The sequence below is a fragment of the Arthrobacter parietis genome (genome assembly GCF_039530425.1).
Classification (GTDB): domain Bacteria; phylum Actinomycetota; class Actinomycetes; order Actinomycetales; family Micrococcaceae; genus Arthrobacter_D; species Arthrobacter_D parietis.
In genome coordinates this window covers 547,093-568,257 of sequence record NZ_BAAAON010000002.1, presented here as the reverse complement: position 1 = coordinate 568,257, position 21,165 = coordinate 547,093, and the positions used below count along the sequence as shown (strand labels likewise).

The following is a 21,165-nucleotide window of genomic DNA, read 5'->3' as shown; positions in this document are numbered from 1 at the left end:
ACGGAAAACGAACATATGAACCAGACTGACGGTCTAACGCCGGTCAAACCTGCCGAATCCGAACTGCTCGTGGTTACGGGCATGTCCGGTGCCGGCCGCAGTACGGCGGCAAACGCGCTGGAAGACCACGGCTGGTACGTCGTGGAGAACCTTCCGCCGCAGATGCTGAGCACCCTCACCGAGATCGTGTCCCGTACACCGGAGTCCATACCGAAGCTCGCGGTCGTCATCGACGTCCGGAGCAAGGAACTGTTCCAGAACGTGCAGGGGTCCCTGGCAGCGCTCCGGACGGCGGGGATCACCTACCGGGTCCTGTTTCTCGATGCAGCAGACAACACCCTGGTGCGGCGTTTCGAGCAGGGACGGCGGCCGCATCCCCTCCAGGGGGACGGCCGTATCCTGGACGGCATCTCGGCGGAACGGGAGGTGCTGCAGGAACTCAAGCACGCATCGGATCTCGTGGTGGACACCACCCAGCTGAACGTGCACGCACTCGCAACCACCATCACTGAACTGTTCTCGGACTCAGGTCCGATCGTCCTGCGGTTGAACGTCATGAGCTTTGGCTTCAAGTACGGTTTGCCTGTCGACGCCAACTTCGTCGCGGATGTCCGCTTCATCCCGAACCCGCACTGGGTGCCCGTACTCCGGCCGCAGACCGGCATGGATGAACCTGTCCGGGATTATGTCCTCGAGGCGAACGGCGCGGCCGAGTTCATAGACCGGTACGTGAACGCCCTCGAGCCCGTCCTCGAGGGCTATCGCCGCGAGAATAAGCACTATGCCACGATTGCTGTCGGCTGCACGGGCGGCAAGCACCGCTCTGTTGCGGTGACCGAGGAGATTGCGCAGCGGCTTGCGCAATTGCCCCGCGTACAGGTGACCGCACACCACCGAGACCTCGGGCGGGAATAGTGGCGGTCCTCACCGGATCGCTGCCGCTGATTCCCGCCACGTCGGCCGTGCGCTCCGGCATAGGATTCCAGGAGAGCGCTCCGTCCGTCGTCGCCCTGGGCGGCGGCCACGGATTGTCGGCGTCGCTGTCGGCGCTGCGGCTCCTCACATCTGAGCTCACTGCTGTAGTGACCGTAGCGGATGACGGCGGCTCCTCCGGACGGCTGCGCCGCGAACTTGGTGTCCTCCCGCCCGGGGACCTCCGGATGGCCTTGGCAGCGCTCTGTGATGACACCGACTGGGGGAGGACCTGGCGGGATGTGATGCAGCACCGATTTGCATCCCGGGATGGAGTAGAGGGTTCGCTCGACAACCACGCACTCGGCAATCTCCTCATCGTCACGCTGTGGGAGCTGCTCGGCGACCCCGTCGCGGGCCTTCAGTGGGCAGGAGCGCTCCTCGGCGCGCGTGGACGTGTGCTGCCGATGGCCAGCGTGCCGCTGACTATCGAGGGCGATGTGTTGACAGAGGTTGACGGCGGCCTGCGGCTCCGGAGAGTGTCCGGGCAGGCACAACTCGCCATGGCGGGAAGTTCCGGGAACGTCAGCAAGGTGCGCCTGCTTCCCGAGGACGCTCCGGCTTGCGTTGATGCACTCAACGCGATCGAGTTGGCCGATTGGGTCATCCTCGGACCGGGATCCTGGTACACCTCCGTGCTTCCACACCTCCTTCTGCCCGAGCTGCGGGATGCACTCTGCACCACTACTGCTCGGCGTTGCCTGACGATGAATCTAACCAACGACACCAAGGAAACTCTCGGAATGAGCGCTGTCGATCACCTCGCGGTGATCAGGCGTTACGCGCCCGACTTCCGCATCGACGCCGTCATCGCGGACCCTTCGGTGGTTGCCGACCGCGGCGAGTTCGAAGCCGCTGTAGCAGAGATGGGCGGCCGGGCGTTCTTGGGTAAAGTAGGGTCTTCAAGCGGCGGACCGGTCCATGACGCGTTGCGCCTGGCAACGGCCTACCACGACATGTTCGGCGAATTCTAGGAGGGTGTCTGTGGCGCTGACCGCGGATGTGAAAGAGGAACTCTCGCACCTCGACGTCAAGAAATCGTCGGTACGCAAGGCTGAGGTTTCCGCACTCCTGCGTTTTGCCGGCGGCCTGCACATCATTTCCGGGCGGATCGTAATCGAGGCGGAAGTGGACCTCGCATCGACTGCGCGCAGGCTGCGCACGGCCATCGCTGACGTTTACGGGCATACCAGCGAGATCATCGTCGTCTCGGGGAACGGTCTGAGGCGGGGAAACCGCTATGTTGTTCGCGTCGTTCGGGACGGTGAATCACTTGCACGGCAAACCGGACTGCTCGACAGCCGGGGGAGGCCGGTGCGGGGACTGCCGTCCGCCGTCGTCAACGGTTCGGCTGCTGATGCCGAGGCAGTGTGGCGCGGTGCGTTCCTTGCCCATGGTTCGCTGACCGAGCCGGGCCGGTCGTCGGCCCTGGAGGTCACCTGTCCCGGACCGGAGTCAGCACTCGCACTCGTCGGTGCCGCGCGCCGGCTCGGAATAGCAGCAAAAGCGCGGGAGGTCCGCGGGGTGGACCGCGTGGTCATCCGGGATGGCGACACGATCGCCGTCCTCCTTACCCGCATGGGCGCCCATGATGCCCTGATGGTGTGGGAGGAACGGAGGATGCGAAAGGAGGTCCGGGCCACAGCCAACCGTCTGGCCAACTTCGACGACGCCAATCTACGGCGGTCTGCGCAGGCAGCAGTGGCGGCCGGAGCGCGGGTCGAGCGCGCGCTGGAGATCCTGGGCGAGGAAGTGCCCGATCACCTGAAGTACGCAGGCGAGCTTCGTGTCGGCCACAAACAGGCGAGCCTTGACGAGTTGGGCCGGATCGCGGATCCCCCGATGACCAAGGACGCCATCGCCGGGCGTATCCGCCGTTTGCTCGCAATGGCTGACAAGCGCGCCATCGATCTCGGAATCCCCGGAACCGAGGCCAATGTGACCGCCGACATGTTGGATGACTGAATACGTGCATAGGATGGAAGTTCAAGGGCCTCCCGCGCGCCGGCAAAGGTGCGGGGCCTAGCCTGGAGAACCGCAACAACCGGGCTTCTGCCCGGACTACAGGACCTGGAGGATTTCGTGAGCGAATACGTACTGCCCGAACTCAACTACGATTACGCGGCGCTTGAACCGCATATCTCGGCGCGGATCATGGAGCTTCACCACAGCAAGCACCATGCAGCGTACGTGAAGGGTGCCAATGATGCCCTTGCACAGCTCGCCGAGGCTCGTCAGAAGGGGGACTTCGCTAATGTTCCCAAACTGTCCAAGGATCTTGCTTTCCACACCGGCGGACACATCAACCACTCCGTTTTCTGGAACAATCTCTCGCCGGACGGCGGCGACAAGCCCGAGGGCGAGCTCGCAGCCGCAATCGATGATGCGTTTGGTTCGTTCGACGCGTTCCGCGGACACTTCAACGCAGCCGCACTGAGCCTTCAGGGTTCAGGTTGGGCGTTGCTTGCCTGGGAACCCATCGGCGGAAACCTCGTCATCGAACAGCTCTACGATCAGCAGGGCAACGTTCCCGTCGGGACCACGCCGCTGCTCATGCTGGACATGTGGGAGCACGCGTTCTACCTCGATTACGTGAACGTCAAGGCGGACTACGTCAAGGCATTCTGGAATATCGTCAACTGGGCAGATGTTGCCCGCCGCTTCGAAGGTGCCCGCGCCAACGCATCGGGTCTGATTACCCTGTCCTGATTGATTCCCGCCGCGCGTAACCTTTCCCGCCAACCCGGCGGGAAAGGGCGCCGGTGCGTAACATGGAGTGCAGTGGCCGGTCCTCGAGCGGCTAGTACACGGGAACGAACGATTTCACAACGCGCACAGTGCGGTGCAAGACATTTCAGTCGCCGGGCAGGCTCTACCTCCTGGGCAACAGCCGCCGGCAGCAACCCCTAGCAAGGAGATAGATACAGTGACTACCCGTATTGGAATCAATGGCTTCGGGCGCATTGGGCGCAACTACTTCCGCGCGGCCCTCGAACAGGGCGCCGATCTCGAAATCGTTGCCGTCAATGACCTCACCAGTCCTGAGACGCTCGCTCACCTGCTGAAGTACGACTCCGTCACCGGCCGCCTCGGAGTCAGCGTCGAAGTTTCGGACGGCGCCCTCGTGGTGGACGGCAAGACCATCAAGGTGCTGGCCGAGAGGGATCCTGCTAACCTTCCGTGGGCGGATCTCGGTGTGGACATCGTCATCGAGTCCACCGGGTTCTTCACCAAGGCCTCCGACGCCCGCAAGCACATCGACGCCGGCGCCAAAAAGGTTCTCATCTCCGCTCCCGCCTCGGACGAGGACCTCACAGTTGTACTGGGAGTCAACGACGCCCAGTACGATCCCGAGAACCACCACATCATCTCCAACGCCTCCTGCACCACCAACTGCCTGGGCCCCCTGGCGAAGGTGCTCAATGACGCCTTCGGCATCGAGCACGGTCTGATGACAACCGTCCACGCCTACACGGCGGACCAGAACCTTCAGGACGGACCGCATAAGGATCTCCGCCGCGCCCGTGCAGCAGCCATCAACATGGTGCCTACTTCCACTGGTGCCGCCAAAGCGATCGGCCTCGTGCTGCCCGAACTGAAGGGCAAGCTTGACGGCTACGCGATCCGCGTACCGGTTCCCACCGGATCGGCGACCGACCTCACTGTCACTGTCGGCCGCGAAGTGTCTGCAGAGGAAGTGAACGCGGCCTACAAGGCGGCGGCAGCCGACGGCTCGCTCAAGGGCTACCTCTCCTACACGGAGGCGCCCATCGTCTCCTCGGACATCGTGACGGATCCGGCATCGTGCATTTTTGACTCCGGCCTGACCAAGGTCATCGGCAACCAGGTCAAGGTGGTCGGCTGGTATGACAACGAGTGGGGCTACTCGAACCGCCTCGTTGATCTCACCGAAATCGTCGCGGCGAAGCTCTCCTAGGGACACTGTGAGCTATTCATCGCTGGATGATCTGCTAAAAGTTGGAGTGCGCGGGCGGCGCGTACTGGTCCGATCGGACCTGAACGTGCCGCTCGATGGCAGCCTTCCCAACCTGCGTGTGACCGACGACGGCCGGATCAGGGCCTCGCTGCCGGTTCTGCGCAGGCTGACCGAGGCCGGCGCGGCGGTGATCGTCATGGCGCACCTTGGCCGTCCCAAAGGCGCACCCGAAGAGAAGTATTCGCTGAAGCCTGCGGTGGACCGGTTGGCTGAGCTGGCGGACTTCGACGTGGCCTTCGCCGATGATGTCACCGGTGAGAGCGCGCGCTCGCGTGCCTCCAGCCTGTCCGAGGGAGCCGTACTGGTTCTGGAGAACGTCCGTTTCGATTCACGTGAGACAAGCAAGGACGATTCCGAGCGGGCAGCGTTCGCAGACGAACTCGTGCAGTTGACGGGTACCGACGGCGCCTACGTGGACGACGCCTTCGGCGCGGTACACCGGAAGCACGCGAGCGTGTATGACATCGCATCGCGTCTGCCTGCCTACCAGGGCGACCTCGTGAAGGCCGAAGTGGATGTTCTGCAGCGCCTGACCGTGGAACCGGAGCGGCCCTTCGTCGTCGTGCTCGGTGGTTCGAAAGTTTCAGACAAACTTGCCGTCATCGAAAACCTCATCGGCACAGCGGACCGGTTGTTGATCGGCGGCGGCATGGTCTTCACTTTCCTCGCTGCGCAGGGACACTCCGTCGGTGCGAGCCTGCTTGAGAAGGACCAGCTCGACACCGTACGTGGCTACCTCGCCCGCGCCGAGGAGGCCGGCACCGAATTCGTGTTGCCTACCGACATCGTGGTTGCGGAGAAGTTTGCGGCCGACGCCGGCCATGAGACGCGGCCCGCCGAAGCCATGGAATCAGGGCAATACGGCGCGGCGGGACTGGGACTGGATATCGGTCCCGAGTCGGGCGTTGCCTTCGCCCGCCACATTGGCCAGGCGCGCACAGTTTTCTGGAACGGGCCAATGGGCGTGTTCGAGTTCGATGCCTTCGCGGCCGGTACCAAAGCTGTGGCCCAGGCACTCGCTGATGCAACGTCGGCGGGTGCGCTCACGGTGGTTGGCGGCGGTGATTCGGCCGCGGCCGTCCGCGGCCTCGGCTTTGACGAGTCGAGCTTCAGCCACATTTCGACCGGTGGCGGCGCGAGCCTGGAATACCTTGAAGGCAAGGAACTGCCGGGCCTGACCGCTCTGCAGCGCTGACACCACTTCCGCAGACCTCTCTCTAGAACTGGAGAACCATGACTTCCTCGACGAACGGAACTTTCGACCGGCGTCCACTGATCGCCGGCAACTGGAAGATGAACCTGGACCACGTCCAGGGCATTACCCTGCTGCAGAAACTGGCATGGACCCTCGATGACGCAAAGCACGACTACTCGCGCGTGGAGGTGGCGGTGTTCCCTCCGTTCACCGACCTCCGCGGAGTCCAGACGCTTGTCAAGGGTGATGACCTCGAAATCGTCTACGGAGGCCAGGACCTTTCACCCTTCGATTCCGGCGCCTACACCGGCGACATTTCCGGTCAGTTCCTGGAGAAGCTTGGATGCGCCTACGTGCTTGTCGGCCATTCGGAGCGGCGAACCATTCATGGTGAGTCGGATGAACTCCTGAACCGAAAGGTACAGGCCGCATACCGCCACAATGTGGTTCCGGTCCTCTGCGTCGGCGAGGGGCTTGAGATTCGCCAGGCGGGGAACCACGTTGAACATACTCTCGGGCAGCTTCGCGAGGACGTCGCCGGGCTGAGCACGGAGCAGGCAGGCAATCTGGTGGTCGCCTACGAACCTGTGTGGGCCATCGGAACGGGTGAGGTTGCTGGACCAGGTGACGCACAGGAGATGTGCGCAGCCATCCGCGCGGAACTTGCCGTGATCTTCGACGAGTCAGTTGCTGCGCGGGTCCGGCTTCTCTACGGGGGTTCCGTGAAAGCATCGAATGCCGCTGCGATCCTCAAGGAGCGCGACGTCGACGGTGTGCTGGTTGGCGGAGCGAGCCTGGACGTCGATGAGTTTGCTAACATTGTCAGGTTCGAGCACCATCTGGTGACCGACTAAGGTCACGCTGAAAGGTCACCGTGGAAATTCTCCGTATCATCCTGTTGGTACTGCTGGGTATCACCAGCTTGCTGCTGACACTGCTCATCCTTCTCCACAAAGGCAGGGGCGGCGGTATGTCCGACATGTTCGGCGGCGGCATGACAACCAGCATGGGGTCTTCCGGAGTTGCTGAGCGCAACCTTAACCGCTTCACGGTTGCCCTCGGGCTCGCGTGGGGCGTGGTCATCGTTGCCCTCGGGCTGATCCAACGCTTCGCCGGGGACTCCTAGAACACCCTCCTGCTATCCCGCGTCCACCACATCAGGGCGTACACTGAACCTCGAACGCAGGTCGTGTGCGGTACTGATGGGAGAAATCCATGGTGAACGCGGGACACGCTTTTAAAGGCTCACGCATCGGTTCCGGCTACAGTCTGCCGGCATCGGGTAGGCATCTGGATGCAGAACGCGCGCAGGGTCTGGTAGACCGCACTGTCGTGAGTTACTGGTGCCTGGAAGGCCACGAGACGAGGCCCACCTTCGCAAAGTTGAGCGAAGCCGAGATTCCTGAGGTGTGGGAGTGCGGCCGTTGCGGCCGGCCCGCCGGGCGGTCACCGGGAATGGATCTCAACACCGACGGCGATGAGCCGTTTAAGAGTCACCTCCAGTATGTGAAGGAACGCCGCACAGAAGCGGAAGCAAAAAAGGTGTTGGAGAATGCGCTGGCGCAGTTACGCCAGCGCCATTCCGTCTAGCCGGCGTCAGACTCGCCGGCGTCGATCAGACGCCCAGGAAGCTGGCTTGCAGCTTCCTGATCGATCAGCCACAGGGTTTTCCGCCGTCCGCGCGCGCCCGCAGCAGGAACCTGGACAGCGCCGGCACCGGCAAGTGCGAGCCCTACTGCACCAGCCTTGTCCTGACCGGCAACTCCCAGCCAGACTTCCTCAGCCGAGTTGATGGCTTCTAGCGTGAGGCTCACCCGTTCGGGTGGGGGCTTCGGTGCATCCCGAACGCCCACCACGGTTTGGCCCTTGGTACGTATTCCCGCCATCTCGGGGAACAGCGAGGCAATATGCGCGTCGGGTCCGACGCCGAGCAGCAGTATGTCGAATTTCGGCAGACGCGGGTCCGCGAGTTGCGTGCCTGCTGCTGCTTCCTTGTCCGCAGCTTGCTGTAGGCGGGAGGCGTAATCGGCAGCTGCCTCGTCCTCGGTGCTGAAGGAGTCGGATGCACCGAATTCATGCACACGCTCGGCGGAGACGCCGATCTGGTCCAGAAGAGCCGTCCTGGCCTGAACAACATTGCGGTCCTGGTGGCCGGCCGGAAGGAAGCGCTCATCCCCCCACCAGAAATCCACAGTGGACCAGTCCACTGCCGACAGGGCAGGAGACTCGGCCACAGCGCGGAGCGCGCCAATTCCGAGTGTCCCGCCGGTGAGGACCACAGTGGCGGTTCCACGCTCGTTTTGAATATCCACGAGCCGTGTAACGAGACGCGCCGCTACTGACGCCGCCAACAATCCCGCGTCAGGGTGGATGCTGACTTTAGGTTCAGTGTTCACTGGTCCGTACGCTCCTCAAATTGGTCCGTGCGAGCCCATCGGTGATGACTTCGCCGAACACGTCATCAGGGTCAAGCCGCCGCAACTCTTCCGCGAGACAGTCTTGCAGGCTGCGACGGGGGAGGGAAATTCGCTGTACGGGTTGGTCCGGCTGGTGCAACTCCGCGACGGATCGCCGCGGACGATTGAGCTCGACATCGCCTGCGGCGCGGGACAGCACTACCCGATGCAGGCCGGTTCCAGGCTCACCGGCCTCGATAGAGACCGGTGTGTCGAGTGCCAGGGTCAGCCACGCTGCAAGCAGTACCGTACTGGGGGAGTCGGAAGCCCCTTCCACGGTAACTGCGGTGATGGGCGATCCATCGAGTTGCTCAAGAACGGCGGCGAGCTGGATCCGCCAATTCGTCAGCCTCGTCCAGGCCAAGTCGGTATCTCCAGCCTGATACGTCCGGCGGATGTTGAACAACGCCGCCGTCGGATCGGGCTCGTTTGCTGAATCGGTAATGCGACGGTGCGCGATGCTGCCGATTGAGGTTTGAGCGGCTGCTTCGGGAACACCATGCGGCCACCAGGCGACGATCGGGGCGTCAGGGAGCAGAAGCGCCGAAACGAGAGACTCGCTTTCTCCTGCCAGCTCTCCGTAACCGCGCAGGACGATCACCTCGGACGCGCCGGCGTCGCCGCCGACCCGGATCTGCGCGTCGAGCCGAGTCTGTGCGGAGTCGGTTCCCTCGGCCAGAACGATGATGCGGCAAGGATGTTCCCTGCTGGCTTCATTTGCAGCGAGGATCGCTTCTTCCTCGTGGCCGGAACGGGTGATGACCACCAGCGTCAGCACCCTGCCAAGGGCGACAACGCCGCCCTTGTCCCGCATGGTCATGATTTCCTTTGAAACCTTGGAGGTTGTTGTATCAGGTAGATCGACGATCATGGCCGCCTCCAGGTCCTTCCATCACGGGCCAGCAATTCATCAGCGGAGTCCGGACCCCAGCTGCCGGGAACGTATTTCTCGGGTGCTGAGGGGAGGGTTGACCAGTACTCTTCGAACGGATCGAGTATCTTCCACGACAGTTCCACCTCCTGGTGGCGCGGGAACAGCGGCGGTTCTCCGAGCAGCACGTCGAGGATCAGGCGTTCGTAAGCTTCCGGACTGGATTCGGTGAAGGAGTGGCCGTAACCGAAGTCCATGGTTACGTCGCGCACCTCCATCTGCGTTCCGGGAACCTTCGAACCGAAACGGATAGTGGCGCCCTCGTCCGGCTGGACGCGAATGACTACGGCATTTTGTCCGAAATCTCCCTCCCCGTGATCGCGGAACAGAAGATTCGGTGCACGCTTGAAGACGACGGCAATCTCCGTGACCCTGCGGCCCAAGCGTTTACCGGCGCGGAGGTAGAACGGTACACCGCTCCAGCGCCGGGTATTGATGTCCAACCGGATTGCTGCGTAGGTTTCCGTCGTGGAATCGGCTGGAATACCGTCCTCGTCCAGGAAGGCGTTCACCAGTTCGCCTCCCTGCCAGCCGCCGTCGTACTGTCCCCTGGCAGAGTGGGTGGACAGATCGTCAGGCAATTTGACGGCGGCAAGAACTTTTTCCTTCTCAGCGCGTAAATCCTCCGCGTTGAATGAGATCGGTTCCTCCATAGCTGTCAGGGCCAACAGCTGGAGCAGATGGTTCTGGATGACGTCGCGCGCAGCTCCGACACCGTCGTAGTAGCCGGCCCTGCCGCCGATGCCGATGTCCTCCGCCATGGTGATCTGGACGTGGTCAACGTAGTTGGCGTTCCAGAGCGGCTCGAAGAGCTGGTTGGCGAAACGGAGAGCGAGGATGTTCTGGACGGTTTCCTTGCCAAGGTAGTGGTCAATCCGGAAAACCGCATCGGGAGGAAAGACCTGCTCAACGATCGCGTTCAGCTCACGGGCGGATTCCAGGTTGTGGCCGAACGGCTTCTCGATAACCACCCGGCGCCATTTGCCTTCCTCCGGCTGAGCGAGGCCATGCTCGGACAGCTTCTGGCACACCAGCTCGAACGCCTTGGGCGGAATGGAGAGGTAAAACGCGTGATTACCCCGGGTTCCGCGCGTTGAGTCGAGGTCCTCGACGGTCTTCTTGAGCTCTATGAAGGCGTCGTCGTCGTCGAAGTTTCCCTGAACAAACCGGATGCCGGCTGAAAGCTGTTCCCACACCGACTCGTCAAAGGGGGTTCGGGCGTACTGCTTCACCGAGGTCAGAACCTCCTGGGCGAAGTCCTCATCACTCCAGTCCCGGCGTCCGAACCCCACCAGCGCGAAACTCGGAGGCAGCAGTCCGCGGTTCGCGAGGTCATAGACAGCCGGCATCAGTTTTTTGCGCGCAAGGTCACCTGTCACGCCAAACAGGACCAGCGACGACGGTCCAGCGATCCGGTTGAGGCGTCGGTCCCGTGGGTCCCGCAGTGGATTTCTGAACTTGGTGCTGTTATCAGGCATCTACCCGTTTCCGTTTTCAGCTGATCGGGCGGCCAGGTGATCAATGACGTCGTGAAGCTGCCGGATGCCCGCAGGGCGGTCTGACAGGTGGAGGCGCAGGACCGGACGGTGCGCATCTTCGAGAACCTTTGCGTCTCCTGCGGCCTGGGCAGCGATCAACTCACCGAAGCTGAAGGGCCGTTCGGGAATTACCAGGTCCTCTGTAGTAGCTCCGGTTATCTGGAGGTACGCGCCCACCGGTGTTCCGCCCTTGTGGAACTGCCCGGTGGAGTGCAGGAAGCGGGGCCCCCAACCGAACGTCACCGGACGGCCGGTTGCCCGCGCCAGGGCCGGTCGGATCCTGGCCAGCGGAGCCTCAGCGATGCGGTCGAGATACGCCTGTACCGCAAGGTAGCCGTTCGGCTCCAGCGATCCGATCAATGCCTCGAGCGCTTCACCGAGCGTAGCTGCCGAGCCGAGCAGGCTTCGGCTGCCGCGAACCTCGACAGCTCCGTCCACGAAGTTCGGGGCTGCGGCCCCGGGCCGCTCGTCCAGCAGTCCGCGGGCGGCCTGCTTGGCCGCCTCCACATCCGGCTGATCGAATGGGTTGATACCCAGAAGCCTGCCGGCGACGGCGGTTGCGAATTCCCATGCCAGGAGCTGGCTGCCGAGGCTGCCTCCGACGGCGATGGCGTTCCCGGCCGGCTCGGTGTTGGAGTCGGGAGAGACCAGATGGACTGCCAGTACGTCCGGTGCACCCGAGGACAATTCAGGAGCGCCCTGTTCTGCAACAACGGGAAGGACTCCTGTTCCCAGCTTGCCGGTTGATTCGGCAATGAGCTGTTCGACCCAGTCGCCGAGGCCGATGATTCCGGACCCTTCGTCAACGAACACGATCTTGTCGCGTAGCGGTAGGGTACCGCCGAGAACTGCGCCGAGGCGCAAACCGACGTTGCCGGCGTCGTCATCGAACAGGAATTCACCGATGGATTCCGCGTCATCAAGCAAGGTGGCCACATCCGCCCCCGCGAGGCCTGAGGGCACGAGGCCGAACGCGGTGAGGGCGGAATATCGGCCTCCCACTGTCGGATCAGCGTTGAAAACGGCGCGGTAGCCGGCAGCCCGGGCGGGTTCATCCAGTGGTGAGCCGGGATCAGTGACGATGATGATCCGGCTCTTGGCGTCTACTCCGGCATCAGTGAAGGCCTGCTCAAAGACCCGGCGCTGGGAGTCGGTTTCTACCGTTGAACCCGACTTCGAGGACACCACAATGGCGGTGGTCCCGATGCGCTCGGCCAGTGCCCCGCGAACCTGTGCAGGATCGGTTGAGTCGAGAACAGTCAGCTCAACCCCGGCGGACCGGGTAATGACCTCAGGCGCAAGCGACGAGCCACCCATGCCGCAGAGCACAATGTGGTTCACGCCCTCGTTTGCGAGATCGCTGCGCAGCTGCTTGATCTCCGGCAGGAGGGCGCGAGAGGCATCGATCAGGTCAACCCAGCCCAAACGGACCGATGCCTCAGACTCAGACTCAGGTCCCCACAGGGTGGAGTCCTTGGCCATGATCCGCGAAGCGACCTTCTCCTGCACGAGTTCGGGCATGGCCCGCTCGATCGCTTCAGCGGCGGCCCCGGATGCGTTGACAAAGAGGGTAGCCATGAGTGATCAGCCCTTCGCAGATTCGAGCGCGGTAGTGACTGTTTCGAGGAGTTCGCCCCAGCTGGCCACGAACTTGTCCAGACCCTCTTCCTCAAGCAGGTGGACGATTTCCTTGTAGGAGATTCCGATGTTCTCGAGCCGGTCCAGGATGTCGTTGGACTCCGCATAGGTGCCGGTGACGGTGTCGCCCGCGATCTCACCGTGGTCTGCAGTGGCTTCGAGGGTCTTCTCCGGCATGGTGTTCACAACGCCGGCGGCCACGAGACCCGTGACGTACAGCGTGTCCGGGTACGCGGGATCCTTGACGCCGGTCGAGGCCCAGAGCGGGCGCTGCGGGTGGGCACCGGCTGTTGCGAGGACCTTCCAGCGCTCGGAACTGAAGGCTTCTTCATAGACCTGGTAGGCGAGACGGGCGTTGGCAAGCCCGGCCTGGCCGCGCAGCGCCGCTGCTTCATCGGTTCCCATGGCGTCGAGGCGCTTGTCGATCTCTGCATCCACGCGCGAAACGAAGAAGGAAGCCACCGAATGGATGGTGGAGAGATCATGCCCGTTGTCCTTCGCCTGCTCAAGGCCCAGCATGAAGGCGTTGATGACTTCGCGGTAGCGCTCAAGCGAGAAGATCAGGGTCACATTGACGCTGATTCCGGCTGCGAGGGTTGCCGTGATCGCTTCGAGGCCTTCAACGGTGGCGGGGATCTTGATGTGGACGTTGCTGCGGCCCACCGCATCGAACAGGTGCCGGGCCTCGGCGATGGTGCCCGCCGTATCGCGGGCAAGCCGGGGATCAACTTCGATGGACACGCGTCCGTCGACTCCGCCCGTCTTCTCAGCGACCGGGGCAAAGATGTCGCACGCCTGGGCTACATCGGTAGTGGTGATTTCGAAGACGGCAGTGTCGACGTCCGCGCCGGATGCAGCAAGCTGCTTGACCTGCGCTGAGTAGGACTCGCCGTTCTTAAGCGCTGCGGCGAAGATGCTCGGGTTGGTAGTGACCCCGACGACGTCGCGGTCAGCGATTAGCGCCTTCAGGGTTCCAGTGGTGATCCGCTCACGGGAGAGGTCATCCAGCCAGATGGACACGCCGGCTTCGGAAAGTGCGGCGGTAGGGGTGGGAGTCATTGCGTTTTCTCCTTGATCCAGGGTGGATTGTGCTGTCTGTGACGCAGTGCTAGAGGTGATCGCCGGTTGTCGAAGCAGGGGCGCCGGCTGCTGCCGCCGTCCCGTCCGGAGCACTGCGTGTCCCGGCGGCAGCGATCGAATCGCGGGCAGCCTCGACCACGGCTTCGGAGGTAATTCCGAACTCGCGGAACAGGGTCTTGTAATCGGCTGAGGCACCGAAGTGCTCAAGCGAGACGGAGCGGCCGGCATCGCCGACGAGCTCCCGCCAACCCTGGGCAATTCCGGCCTCTACTGATACGCGGGCCCGGATGCCCGAGGGCAGAACTGACTCGCGGTATGACTCATCCTGCTTGTTGAACCATTCGAGGCAGGGCAGGGAGACGACGCGCGCGGCGATGCCGTCCTTCTGCAGCTCCGAGCGGGCCTCGACGGCAAGTTGGACTTCGGACCCGGTAGCGATCAGGATGACGTCCGGGTCACCGTTGGGCGCTTCGGCAAGGACATAAGCACCTCTGGCGACGCCTTCAGCCGAGGCAAAGGTGTCTCCATCCGCTTCACCGGCGCCGCGCTCCCAGGTGGGGATGTTCTGTCGGGTGAGAACGATACCGGCAGGGTTCGAGGTGTTCTCGAGGATGGTGCGCCACGCAACCGCGACCTCATTCGCGTCGCCCGGGCGGACAACGTCCAGACCCGGAATCGCGCGGAGCGACGCAAGCTGCTCGACGGGCTGGTGGGTTGGCCCATCTTCACCGAGCCCGATGGAGTCGTGGGTCCACACATAAATCGCAGGCACTCCCATGAGCGCGCCGAGTCGGATGGCCGGCCGCTGATAGTCGCTGAAGATCAGGAAGGTGCCCGAGAATGCCCGCGTGCTGCTGTGCATGACAATGCCGTTTACTATGGCGGCGGCAGCATGTTCGCGGATACCGAAGTGCAGAACCCTGCCGTAGGGGTTTCCGGACCAGGCATCAGTCTGCTTGCTGACAGGCACGAAGGATGGAGATCCCTCGATTGTGGTGTTGTTGGATTCCGCCAGGTCTGCTGAACCGCCCCAGAGTTCCGGCAGCACTGGACCGATTGCACTGAGTACCTTGCCGGAAGCGGCACGGGTGGACATATCCTTGCCGGCCTCGAACTCAGGAAGGCTCGACTCCCAGCCGTCGGGAAGTTCGCGGGCGGAGATGCGGTCGAGCAGCGCGGCGCTGTCTGGATTGGCGGACTTCCAGGCACTGAACGTGTCTTCCCAGCTCCTGCGGGCTTCCTGGCCGCGGTCCACAACCTTCCGGGCGTGAGCCAGGACTTCGTCGTCGACCTGGAAATGCTGTTCCGGATCGAGTCCCAGGGTGGACTTCAGCGCCGCAACCTCGTCCTTGCCGAGCGCTGAACCGTGGATCTTGCCCGTGTTCTGCTTGTTGGGAGCAGGCCAGCCGATGATGGTGCGGAGGGAAATGATGGAGGGGCGGGAGGTCTCTGCCTTCGCGGCCTTCAGGGCACTGTAGAGCTCGGCGATGTCCTCCACGTATTCACCGGTTTTGGTCCAGTCCACCCGCTGGGTGTGCCAGCCGTAGGCAGCGTAGCGGCCGAGGACATCCTCGGTGAAGGCGATATCTGTGTCGTCCTCGATGGAGATGTGGTTCTCGTCGTAGATCATCACGAGGTTACCCAGTTCCTGGTGACCGGCGAGGGAAGACGCCTCGGAGGTAACGCCTTCCTGCAGGTCGCCGTCGGAAGCGATGACCCAGATGGTGTGGTCGAACGGGCTCTCACCCTGCGGCGCTTCCGGGTCAAGGAGGCCGCGCATGCGGCGCTGGGCGTAAGCGAAACCGACGGAGGAGGCGAGGCCCTGGCCGAGCGGGCCAGTGGTGATCTCGACGCCCGCGGTGTGGCGGTACTCGGGGTGGCCCGGGGTCTTGGAGCCCCAGGTCCGCAGCGCCTTCAGGTCCTCGAGTTCGAGGCCGTAGCCGGAGAGGAAAAGCTGAATGTAGAGGGTCAGCGAGGTGTGCCCGGGGGAGAGTACGAAGCGGTCACGGCCGGTCCACTCCGGGTCGGTAGGATCATGGCGCATGAATTTCTGGAAGAGGAGGTATGCCGCCGGGGCGAGGCTCATCGCCGTTCCCGGGTGCCCGTTCCCCACCTTCTCTACCGCATCCGCCGCGAGTACACGGATTGCGTCTACCGCACGCTCATCCAGTTCGTTCCAGTCCAGGTCCTGCTTTTCCAGCTGTGGCACGTTCACCGGGCCCCTCTCTTTACGTCACGGCCAGCGCCGCGGCGCCGAGTGGGACTGCGCCACGGAAGCGAAAGTCCCCGCGGCCAGCCGGCCGTTCACCGTTGAAAACTTGAATACTGCTGCGTTTCGACCACACCGGAAATCCCCGCACGCTGGGTGCTGCTGACACATCTGCCGAGTAAAAAAACTCCTCGGGCCATTCCTTGTGTGTCCCGGCGTGCGGGAGTGATCCAGGCGATACAGGCCAGCTTAGCGCTTTCGATTCCGAATGCGCGTGGCCCGGACTTTTGTGAAGGGTCACACAAAGACACGAACGACGGCGCTGGGATCCCGCCCGCTCCGGCCTCCCTCTTTTCTACGAGCTGTAAAAAACTCGTATGGACCGGGTATGATGGCGGTGGACTTTATCCTCAATTCAGAAGCAGAGCATCCTCCCGTGAATTTCGATCAGGTGGCAGTTGCGCCCAGCGTGAATCAGGCAGGCAGCGGCGTATCCCGCAAGCTTCGCGCGTATCTGGCACTGACCAAACCGCGGGTCATTGAACTGCTGCTGGTCACCACCCTTCCCACCATGATCTTCGCCCAGGGCGGATTTCCGTCGCTCGGCCTGGTCATAGCCACCATGGTCGGCGGTGCCTTTGCTGCCGGAAGCGCGGGTGCTTTCAACTGCTATCTCGACCGTGATATCGACAAGGTGATGAACCGAACGGTCAACAGACCATTGGTGACCGGAGAAGTGACACCGCGGGAAGCGCTGATTTTCGCGTGGGCCCTGGGCATCGCATCGGTCGCCATCCTGTGGGTAGGCACCAACCCTCTCGCTGCCTGGCTCGGAGTGGGCGCAATCTTCTTCTATGTCGTCATCTACACGCTCATCCTGAAACGTCGGACAGCGCAAAACATCGTGTGGGGCGGGGCAGCAGGCTGCATGCCGGTGCTGATTGCATGGGCTGCAGTGACAGGAACGGTGGAATGGCCGGCGGTTGTGCTCTTCCTGGTGATATTTCTATGGACGCCGCCGCACTATTGGCCGCTGTCCATGAAGTACAGCGATGACTACAATGCAGCGAACGTGCCCATGCTTGGTGCCATTGCGGGCGCTGGAGTTGTCTCCGTTCAGGTCGTTCTCTATGCCTGGGCCACGGTGATTTGCTCGCTCCTTCTTGTTCCCGTGGGCGGGGCAGGTTGGGTTTACGCCGTCGCGGCAGTTCTCAGCGGCGGCTGGTTCATTCTGGAGTCCCATAAACTGCACGCCTCGGCCCAAGCGGGGACAGCCACGGGCAAGACGGCGATGAAGGTCTTCCACGGATCAATCAGCTACCTCACCGTGCTGTTTCTGGCTCTCGCTATTGATCCCTTCGTCGGGACTGCAATCTTCGCGAGCTAGGCAGCAGCGCTCTCCACCTAGGATGGTGGAATGGTCTTCACCGGAGTCGTTGCCTACCCCCTGACGCCTTTCACTGCGGACAGCGCGGTGAACTCAGCCGAACTTTCGCTCCTTGTGGATCGTCTGGCCCGGTCGGGGGTCGATTCCGTCACGGTGCTCGGGTCCTCCGGCAGCTTTGCCTATCTTGACGGTGATGAACGGAAGCGGGTCATTTCCTGCGCGGTGGACGCCGCCGCAGGCCGCGTTCCGCTGGCGGTGGGTATCAGCGCAGTCGCTACCCGGGAGGTAGTTGCAGGAGCACGGGCCGCGGAACGGCTGGGGGCGGACGGGGTGGTTCTCTCACCTGTGTCCTACCTGCCGCTGACCGACGACGAGCTCATTGCGCTGGTGGAGGAAGTAGCCTCTGCAACTACTCTGCCCATCTGCCTGTACAACAATCCGTCCACCACCCAGTTCTCCATCGACGTGGAATTGGTGGGTCGGCTTGAGCACGTGCCCTCCCTGGTCGCTTTCAAGGACACGGCTGCTACTCCCGCAGAATTCGCCGATCGCGCGGCACGGTTGCGGGGAGCGCTCAACCGGCGGATCAGTCATGGCGCCAGCGGCGACCCACTTATAGCGACCGGCGAGGTGACCGCGGACGCCTGGCACACGGGCCTCGCAGCGCTCTTGCCTGCCAGCTACCTGGCGTTCCGCGCCGCGGTGCTGAAAGGTGATCCGGCGAGGGTGTCCGCGGAACGGTCCCGACTGGTGCCGGTGGTCCAGGCCGTCCACCGCCTGCGGAAGCTCAGCGGTCTGCATGCCCTGGGCAGGGCGTGCGGGGTGGACGCCGGAGATCCGCGACGGCCGCTCCTTCCGATCGCCGGAAGCGAGCAGCGCGACCTGGCGCGGCTGGCTGAGGCGTTCGACGACGTCGAGGACGGCGTGCAGGGCTGACGCTAGTCGGCGCCGGTAGCAGCTTCTACCCGCCGGCGGGAATATCCGATGTAGATGGCGTGCGCCATCGCCGCCGTGAGCACGGAAGCTCCCAGCATGTGCAGCGCAACCAGGGCCACCGGCAGGTGGAGGAAATGCTGCAGGTAGCCAACAGCGCCCTGCGCAAAGACGACGACGGTCAGAAGAACCAGGGCGAAGCGCAGGCGCTGCGCAACCCGGAGCCGGTACGCAGCGAAGACCAGCACGAGTACCGTCAATACGAGCAGGTAGACCGGGGCGGCATGGATGCGGGTCATCAGATCCGGGTTGAGGTTGTTCCGCGCCGCACCCGCGTCTCCTGCGTGGGGCCCCGATCCGGTGACCACCACACCGAGCAGCACCGCGGCGGTCACCAGTACCCCCGCGGCGGCGAGGAGCTGTCGAAGCAGCGGTGTGGCACGCGGAGTGTTGTCAGCTTCCGCCTCAGCGGGGGAAAGCCGTGTGCGGTTCACCAGCACCGTGGCCACCGTAATCAGGACCATCGAGATGATGAAGTGCCAGCCAACCACCCACGGGTTGAGCTGAGTCAGGACCGTGATCCCACCCACCACAGCCTGCGCGGGGATCCCCGCGAAAAGAACAACGGCGGGCACAAAAAGGTCCCGCCGGGTCTTTCGCATGTTCCACAGGACCACGAGCATGGCGATCGCGATCGCGGTGAGGACGAAGGTGAGCAGGCGATTCCCGAATTCGATGATGCCGTGTACGCCCATTTCCGGGGTGGTGACCATGGAGTCAGCAGTGCACAGCGGCCATTCAGGACAACCCAGGCCGGATGCGGTGAGCCGCACTGCACCACCTGTGACGACGATCAGGATCTGGGAGACAAGCGAGGCAAGCGCCAGCGCGCGAACCGACGGTGTGACTGTCCGGGGTAGGCGCTCGACCAGACGGGCAGGGGAGATTTGAGTCATGTTCCTAACTCCATTTGAACCAGCGGACGGCGGCCAGGCCCACGACGGCGGCCCAGCCGCACAGCAGTGCGAAGGACAAGGCATCGAATGTGCCGGAGGTAAGGGCAGTGCGCAGCCCGTCGCCCAGTGCGGCTGAGGGCAGCAGCGCAACGACGGGCTGGATGACCTCGGGCATGCTGCTGCGGGGGATGACAGTACCGCCGACGGCTGCCAGCAGAACCCACGCCAGATTGGTCACAGCAAGGGTTGCCTCGGGCCGGAGGGTTCCGGCTATCAGGAGCCCCAGAGCAGTGAAGGCCGCGATTCCCGGCACCAGCATGGCAAGTGCCGGAAGAATCCCGCTGAGCGGGGGCTGCCAACCAAGCAGAACCGCCATCGTGCTGATGACTGTGATTTGGATAGCGAGAACCGCACCCACCGCGAGGACCTTCCCCAAAATCAGCCCACTGCGGCCGAGCGGGGTGGTCGAAAGGAAGCGAAGCACACCGTAACGGCGGTCGAACCCGGTTGCGATCCCTTGTCCGGTGAATGCCGTGGAAAGTACGCACAGCGCAATCACACCCGGGGTCCCTGCCTCGAGCCGCGGCACGCCGAGAACATCGAAGAAGGGGGTGAAGGCAATGGCGCTCAGTGCAAGCAGGGGGAGCACGATGGCCAGAACGAGCTGTTCCCCATTGCGAAGCATGGCGATCGTCTCATACCTGCCATGCTGCAGGACCCGCACGGGCAGCGGGGAAGCGCTCATCGGATACTCCGTCCGGAGACATCGAGGAAGACGTCCTCCAACGAGCGGGAGGTCAGGGAGATCGAGGCCGGCAGGATGCCGTTCTCTGCCCACCAGGCAGCGATGACTGCCAGGTCCTCTGGTGTTAGTGCGCCGTTCACGCAGTATTTGCCGGGCGAGGGCTCAGAGACATCGAGATGGACCAGGCGGTCGGCGGGCAGTGTGAGGCCGATCTGCGCTTCAAACCGAAGCTCCTGGGCGGCATCCGCGGTATGGGCGGTCAGTTCGGCCACTGTTCCCTGTCTGACCGTCCTGCCCTGGTCAATGATGTAGACGTAATCCGCGAGCCGTTGGGCGTCGTCGAGCAGGTGAGTGGTCAGAATGATCGCAAGGCCTTCGTCCCGAAGCTCCGTAATCAACTCGAAGACGATATTGCGTGACTGCGGATCAAGTCCTGCACTTGGCTCATCGAGGAAGAGCACTTCAGGATTACCCACGAGGGCACACGCAAGGGCAAGGCGCTGCTTCTGGCCTCCCGAGAGCCGCCTCACCGAGGTCCGTGCGAATGAGTCGATTCCAAGCCGGGCTGCCAGCTGCTCGACATTGAGGGGTGAGGCATACATGCCGGCCACGTGGTGCAGCAGGGGCAGTGGCCGGACTGCCGGAGGCAGCCCGCCCTCCTGCAGCATGATGCCGACGCGGCTGCGAAGTGGGGCGCCCGCGCGCCACGGATCTTCGCCAAGGAGGCGCACGCTGCCGCCGCTGGGCTTCTGCAGGCCCTGCGCGCACTCGAGCGTGGTGGTCTTGCCCGCTCCGTTGGCGCCCAGCAATGCGGTGACGCTGCCCATGTCAGCGCGGAGACTGACGCCGTCGAGCACGCGGATCATCTTGCCGTCGAGGGATGAGACTGGGCCGAAGTCCTTGACGAGCCCGCTGACTTCGACGGCGGGAGGGGAGGAAGGCACCGGATAATTCTACGCCACGTAGTAGCTGTCTCACGATGGCTCTGTCGGCACACCGGATGGGTAGCCTCGCCTTACTGGAAGCGGGTGGGCTTCTGGAATAGATTAGGACATGGTTATGTTGTCTTAATTGGCTCGTTCCGCTCAATTCGAGCTCCAAGCCTACTTCCCAATGCACCCTTAAGGA

At 63.3% G+C, this 21,165-nt stretch carries 20 protein-coding genes; 11 read left to right on the top strand and 9 right to left on the bottom strand.

Annotated features, from left to right (window positions below; translation table 11 throughout):
* The first annotated feature begins 15 nt into the window (after positions 1-15).
* The 9 genes from rapZ (at position 16) to ABFX19_RS10815 (ending at position 7,754) form a co-directional block, all read left to right on the top strand.
* Complete coding sequence (gene rapZ, locus ABFX19_RS10855; protein ID WP_277357187.1) at positions 16-915, top strand: RNase adapter RapZ; 900 nt, start codon at positions 16-18, stop codon at positions 913-915.
* The gene (locus tag ABFX19_RS10850) at positions 915-1,946 is read left to right on the top strand and encodes a gluconeogenesis factor YvcK family protein (protein ID WP_277357186.1); all 1,032 of its coding nucleotides are present in this window, start codon (positions 915-917) and stop codon (positions 1,944-1,946) included. Before rapZ ends, ABFX19_RS10850 begins: the two co-directional genes overlap by 1 nt.
* 10 nt (positions 1,947-1,956) lie before the next feature.
* Positions 1,957-2,937, top strand: a complete 981-nt coding sequence (whiA, locus tag ABFX19_RS10845) for a DNA-binding protein WhiA (protein ID WP_056547553.1) — start codon at positions 1,957-1,959, stop codon at positions 2,935-2,937.
* Between the two features lie 117 nt (positions 2,938-3,054).
* A complete protein-coding gene (locus ABFX19_RS10840; protein ID WP_056547556.1) occupies positions 3,055-3,681 on the top strand; it encodes a superoxide dismutase in 627 nt (208 codons plus the stop codon).
* A 217-nt stretch (positions 3,682-3,898) separates the two neighbouring features.
* Positions 3,899-4,909: a type I glyceraldehyde-3-phosphate dehydrogenase gene (gene gap / locus ABFX19_RS10835; RefSeq protein ID WP_277357185.1), complete on the top strand. Its 1,011-nt coding sequence runs from the start codon at positions 3,899-3,901 to the stop codon at positions 4,907-4,909.
* A 7-nt stretch (positions 4,910-4,916) separates the two neighbouring features.
* Entirely contained in the window at positions 4,917-6,164 is a 1,248-nt protein-coding gene (locus ABFX19_RS10830; RefSeq protein ID WP_346028290.1) for a phosphoglycerate kinase, read from the top strand.
* 38 nt (positions 6,165-6,202) lie between these two features.
* Complete coding sequence (gene tpiA, locus ABFX19_RS10825; RefSeq protein WP_277357183.1) at positions 6,203-7,018, top strand: triose-phosphate isomerase; 816 nt, start codon at positions 6,203-6,205, stop codon at positions 7,016-7,018.
* Positions 7,019-7,038: 20 nt separating this feature from the next.
* On the top strand, positions 7,039-7,290 hold the full coding sequence (gene secG, locus ABFX19_RS10820) for a preprotein translocase subunit SecG (RefSeq protein ID WP_026543639.1): 252 nt from the start codon (positions 7,039-7,041) through the stop codon (positions 7,288-7,290).
* Positions 7,291-7,379: 89 nt separating this feature from the next.
* Positions 7,380-7,754 carry an RNA polymerase-binding protein RbpA gene (locus ABFX19_RS10815; RefSeq protein ID WP_277357182.1) on the top strand — a complete coding sequence of 125 codons (375 nt, stop codon included), beginning with the start codon at positions 7,380-7,382 and terminating at the stop codon, positions 7,752-7,754.
* Here ABFX19_RS10815 and pgl read toward each other — a convergent pair.
* From pgl to tkt, 6 genes are read right to left on the bottom strand one after another with little or no spacing between them, the layout of a single operon-like run.
* Entirely contained in the window at positions 7,751-8,560 is an 810-nt protein-coding gene (gene pgl, locus ABFX19_RS10810) for a 6-phosphogluconolactonase (RefSeq protein ID WP_346028289.1), read from the bottom strand. The two genes, ABFX19_RS10815 and pgl, sit on opposite strands and share 4 nt — an antisense overlap.
* On the bottom strand, positions 8,550-9,491 hold the full coding sequence (locus ABFX19_RS10805; RefSeq protein WP_346028288.1) for a glucose-6-phosphate dehydrogenase assembly protein OpcA: 942 nt from the start codon (positions 9,489-9,491) through the stop codon (positions 8,550-8,552). Before ABFX19_RS10805 ends, pgl begins: the two co-directional genes overlap by 11 nt.
* A complete protein-coding gene (gene zwf / locus ABFX19_RS10800) occupies positions 9,488-11,029 on the bottom strand; it encodes a glucose-6-phosphate dehydrogenase (protein ID WP_277357179.1) in 1,542 nt (513 codons plus the stop codon). The genes ABFX19_RS10805 and zwf overlap by 4 nt, the downstream gene beginning before the upstream one ends.
* Positions 11,030-12,667 (bottom strand): glucose-6-phosphate isomerase, encoded by a 1,638-nt coding sequence (locus ABFX19_RS10795; RefSeq protein WP_346028287.1) that lies wholly within the window; start codon positions 12,665-12,667, stop codon positions 11,030-11,032. It lies immediately after the preceding gene.
* Positions 12,668-12,673: 6 nt separating this feature from the next.
* Positions 12,674-13,786, bottom strand: coding sequence for a transaldolase (tal, locus tag ABFX19_RS10790; protein ID WP_277357177.1), 1,113 nt, complete (start codon positions 13,784-13,786; stop codon positions 12,674-12,676).
* Positions 13,787-13,835: 49 nt separating this feature from the next.
* Positions 13,836-16,007, bottom strand: coding sequence for a transketolase (gene tkt / locus ABFX19_RS10785; protein WP_277357230.1), 2,172 nt, complete (start codon positions 16,005-16,007; stop codon positions 13,836-13,838).
* Positions 16,008-16,452: 445 nt separating this feature from the next.
* Between tkt and ABFX19_RS10780 the strand changes: the two genes are divergently transcribed.
* Both ABFX19_RS10780 and ABFX19_RS10775 read left to right on the top strand, forming a co-directional pair.
* A complete protein-coding gene (locus tag ABFX19_RS10780; protein WP_277357176.1) occupies positions 16,453-17,403 on the top strand; it encodes a heme o synthase in 951 nt (316 codons plus the stop codon).
* A 30-nt stretch (positions 17,404-17,433) separates the two neighbouring features.
* Entirely contained in the window at positions 17,434-18,339 is a 906-nt protein-coding gene (locus ABFX19_RS10775) for a dihydrodipicolinate synthase family protein (protein ID WP_277357175.1), read from the top strand.
* Between the two features lie 2 nt (positions 18,340-18,341).
* Here the strand turns inward: ABFX19_RS10775 and ABFX19_RS10770 are convergent, their stop codons facing one another.
* Genes ABFX19_RS10770 through ABFX19_RS10760 form a run of 3 tightly spaced genes read right to left on the bottom strand, consistent with a single transcriptional unit; the run spans position 18,342 to position 20,981 of the window.
* Positions 18,342-19,292, bottom strand: a complete 951-nt coding sequence (locus tag ABFX19_RS10770) for a COX15/CtaA family protein (protein WP_277357174.1) — start codon at positions 19,290-19,292, stop codon at positions 18,342-18,344.
* A 4-nt stretch (positions 19,293-19,296) separates the two neighbouring features.
* A complete protein-coding gene (locus ABFX19_RS10765) occupies positions 19,297-20,037 on the bottom strand; it encodes an ABC transporter permease (protein WP_346028286.1) in 741 nt (246 codons plus the stop codon).
* Positions 20,034-20,981, bottom strand: a complete 948-nt coding sequence (locus ABFX19_RS10760) for an ABC transporter ATP-binding protein (RefSeq protein WP_346028285.1) — start codon at positions 20,979-20,981, stop codon at positions 20,034-20,036. Before ABFX19_RS10760 ends, ABFX19_RS10765 begins: the two co-directional genes overlap by 4 nt.
* Positions 20,982-21,165 lie beyond the last annotated feature (184 nt).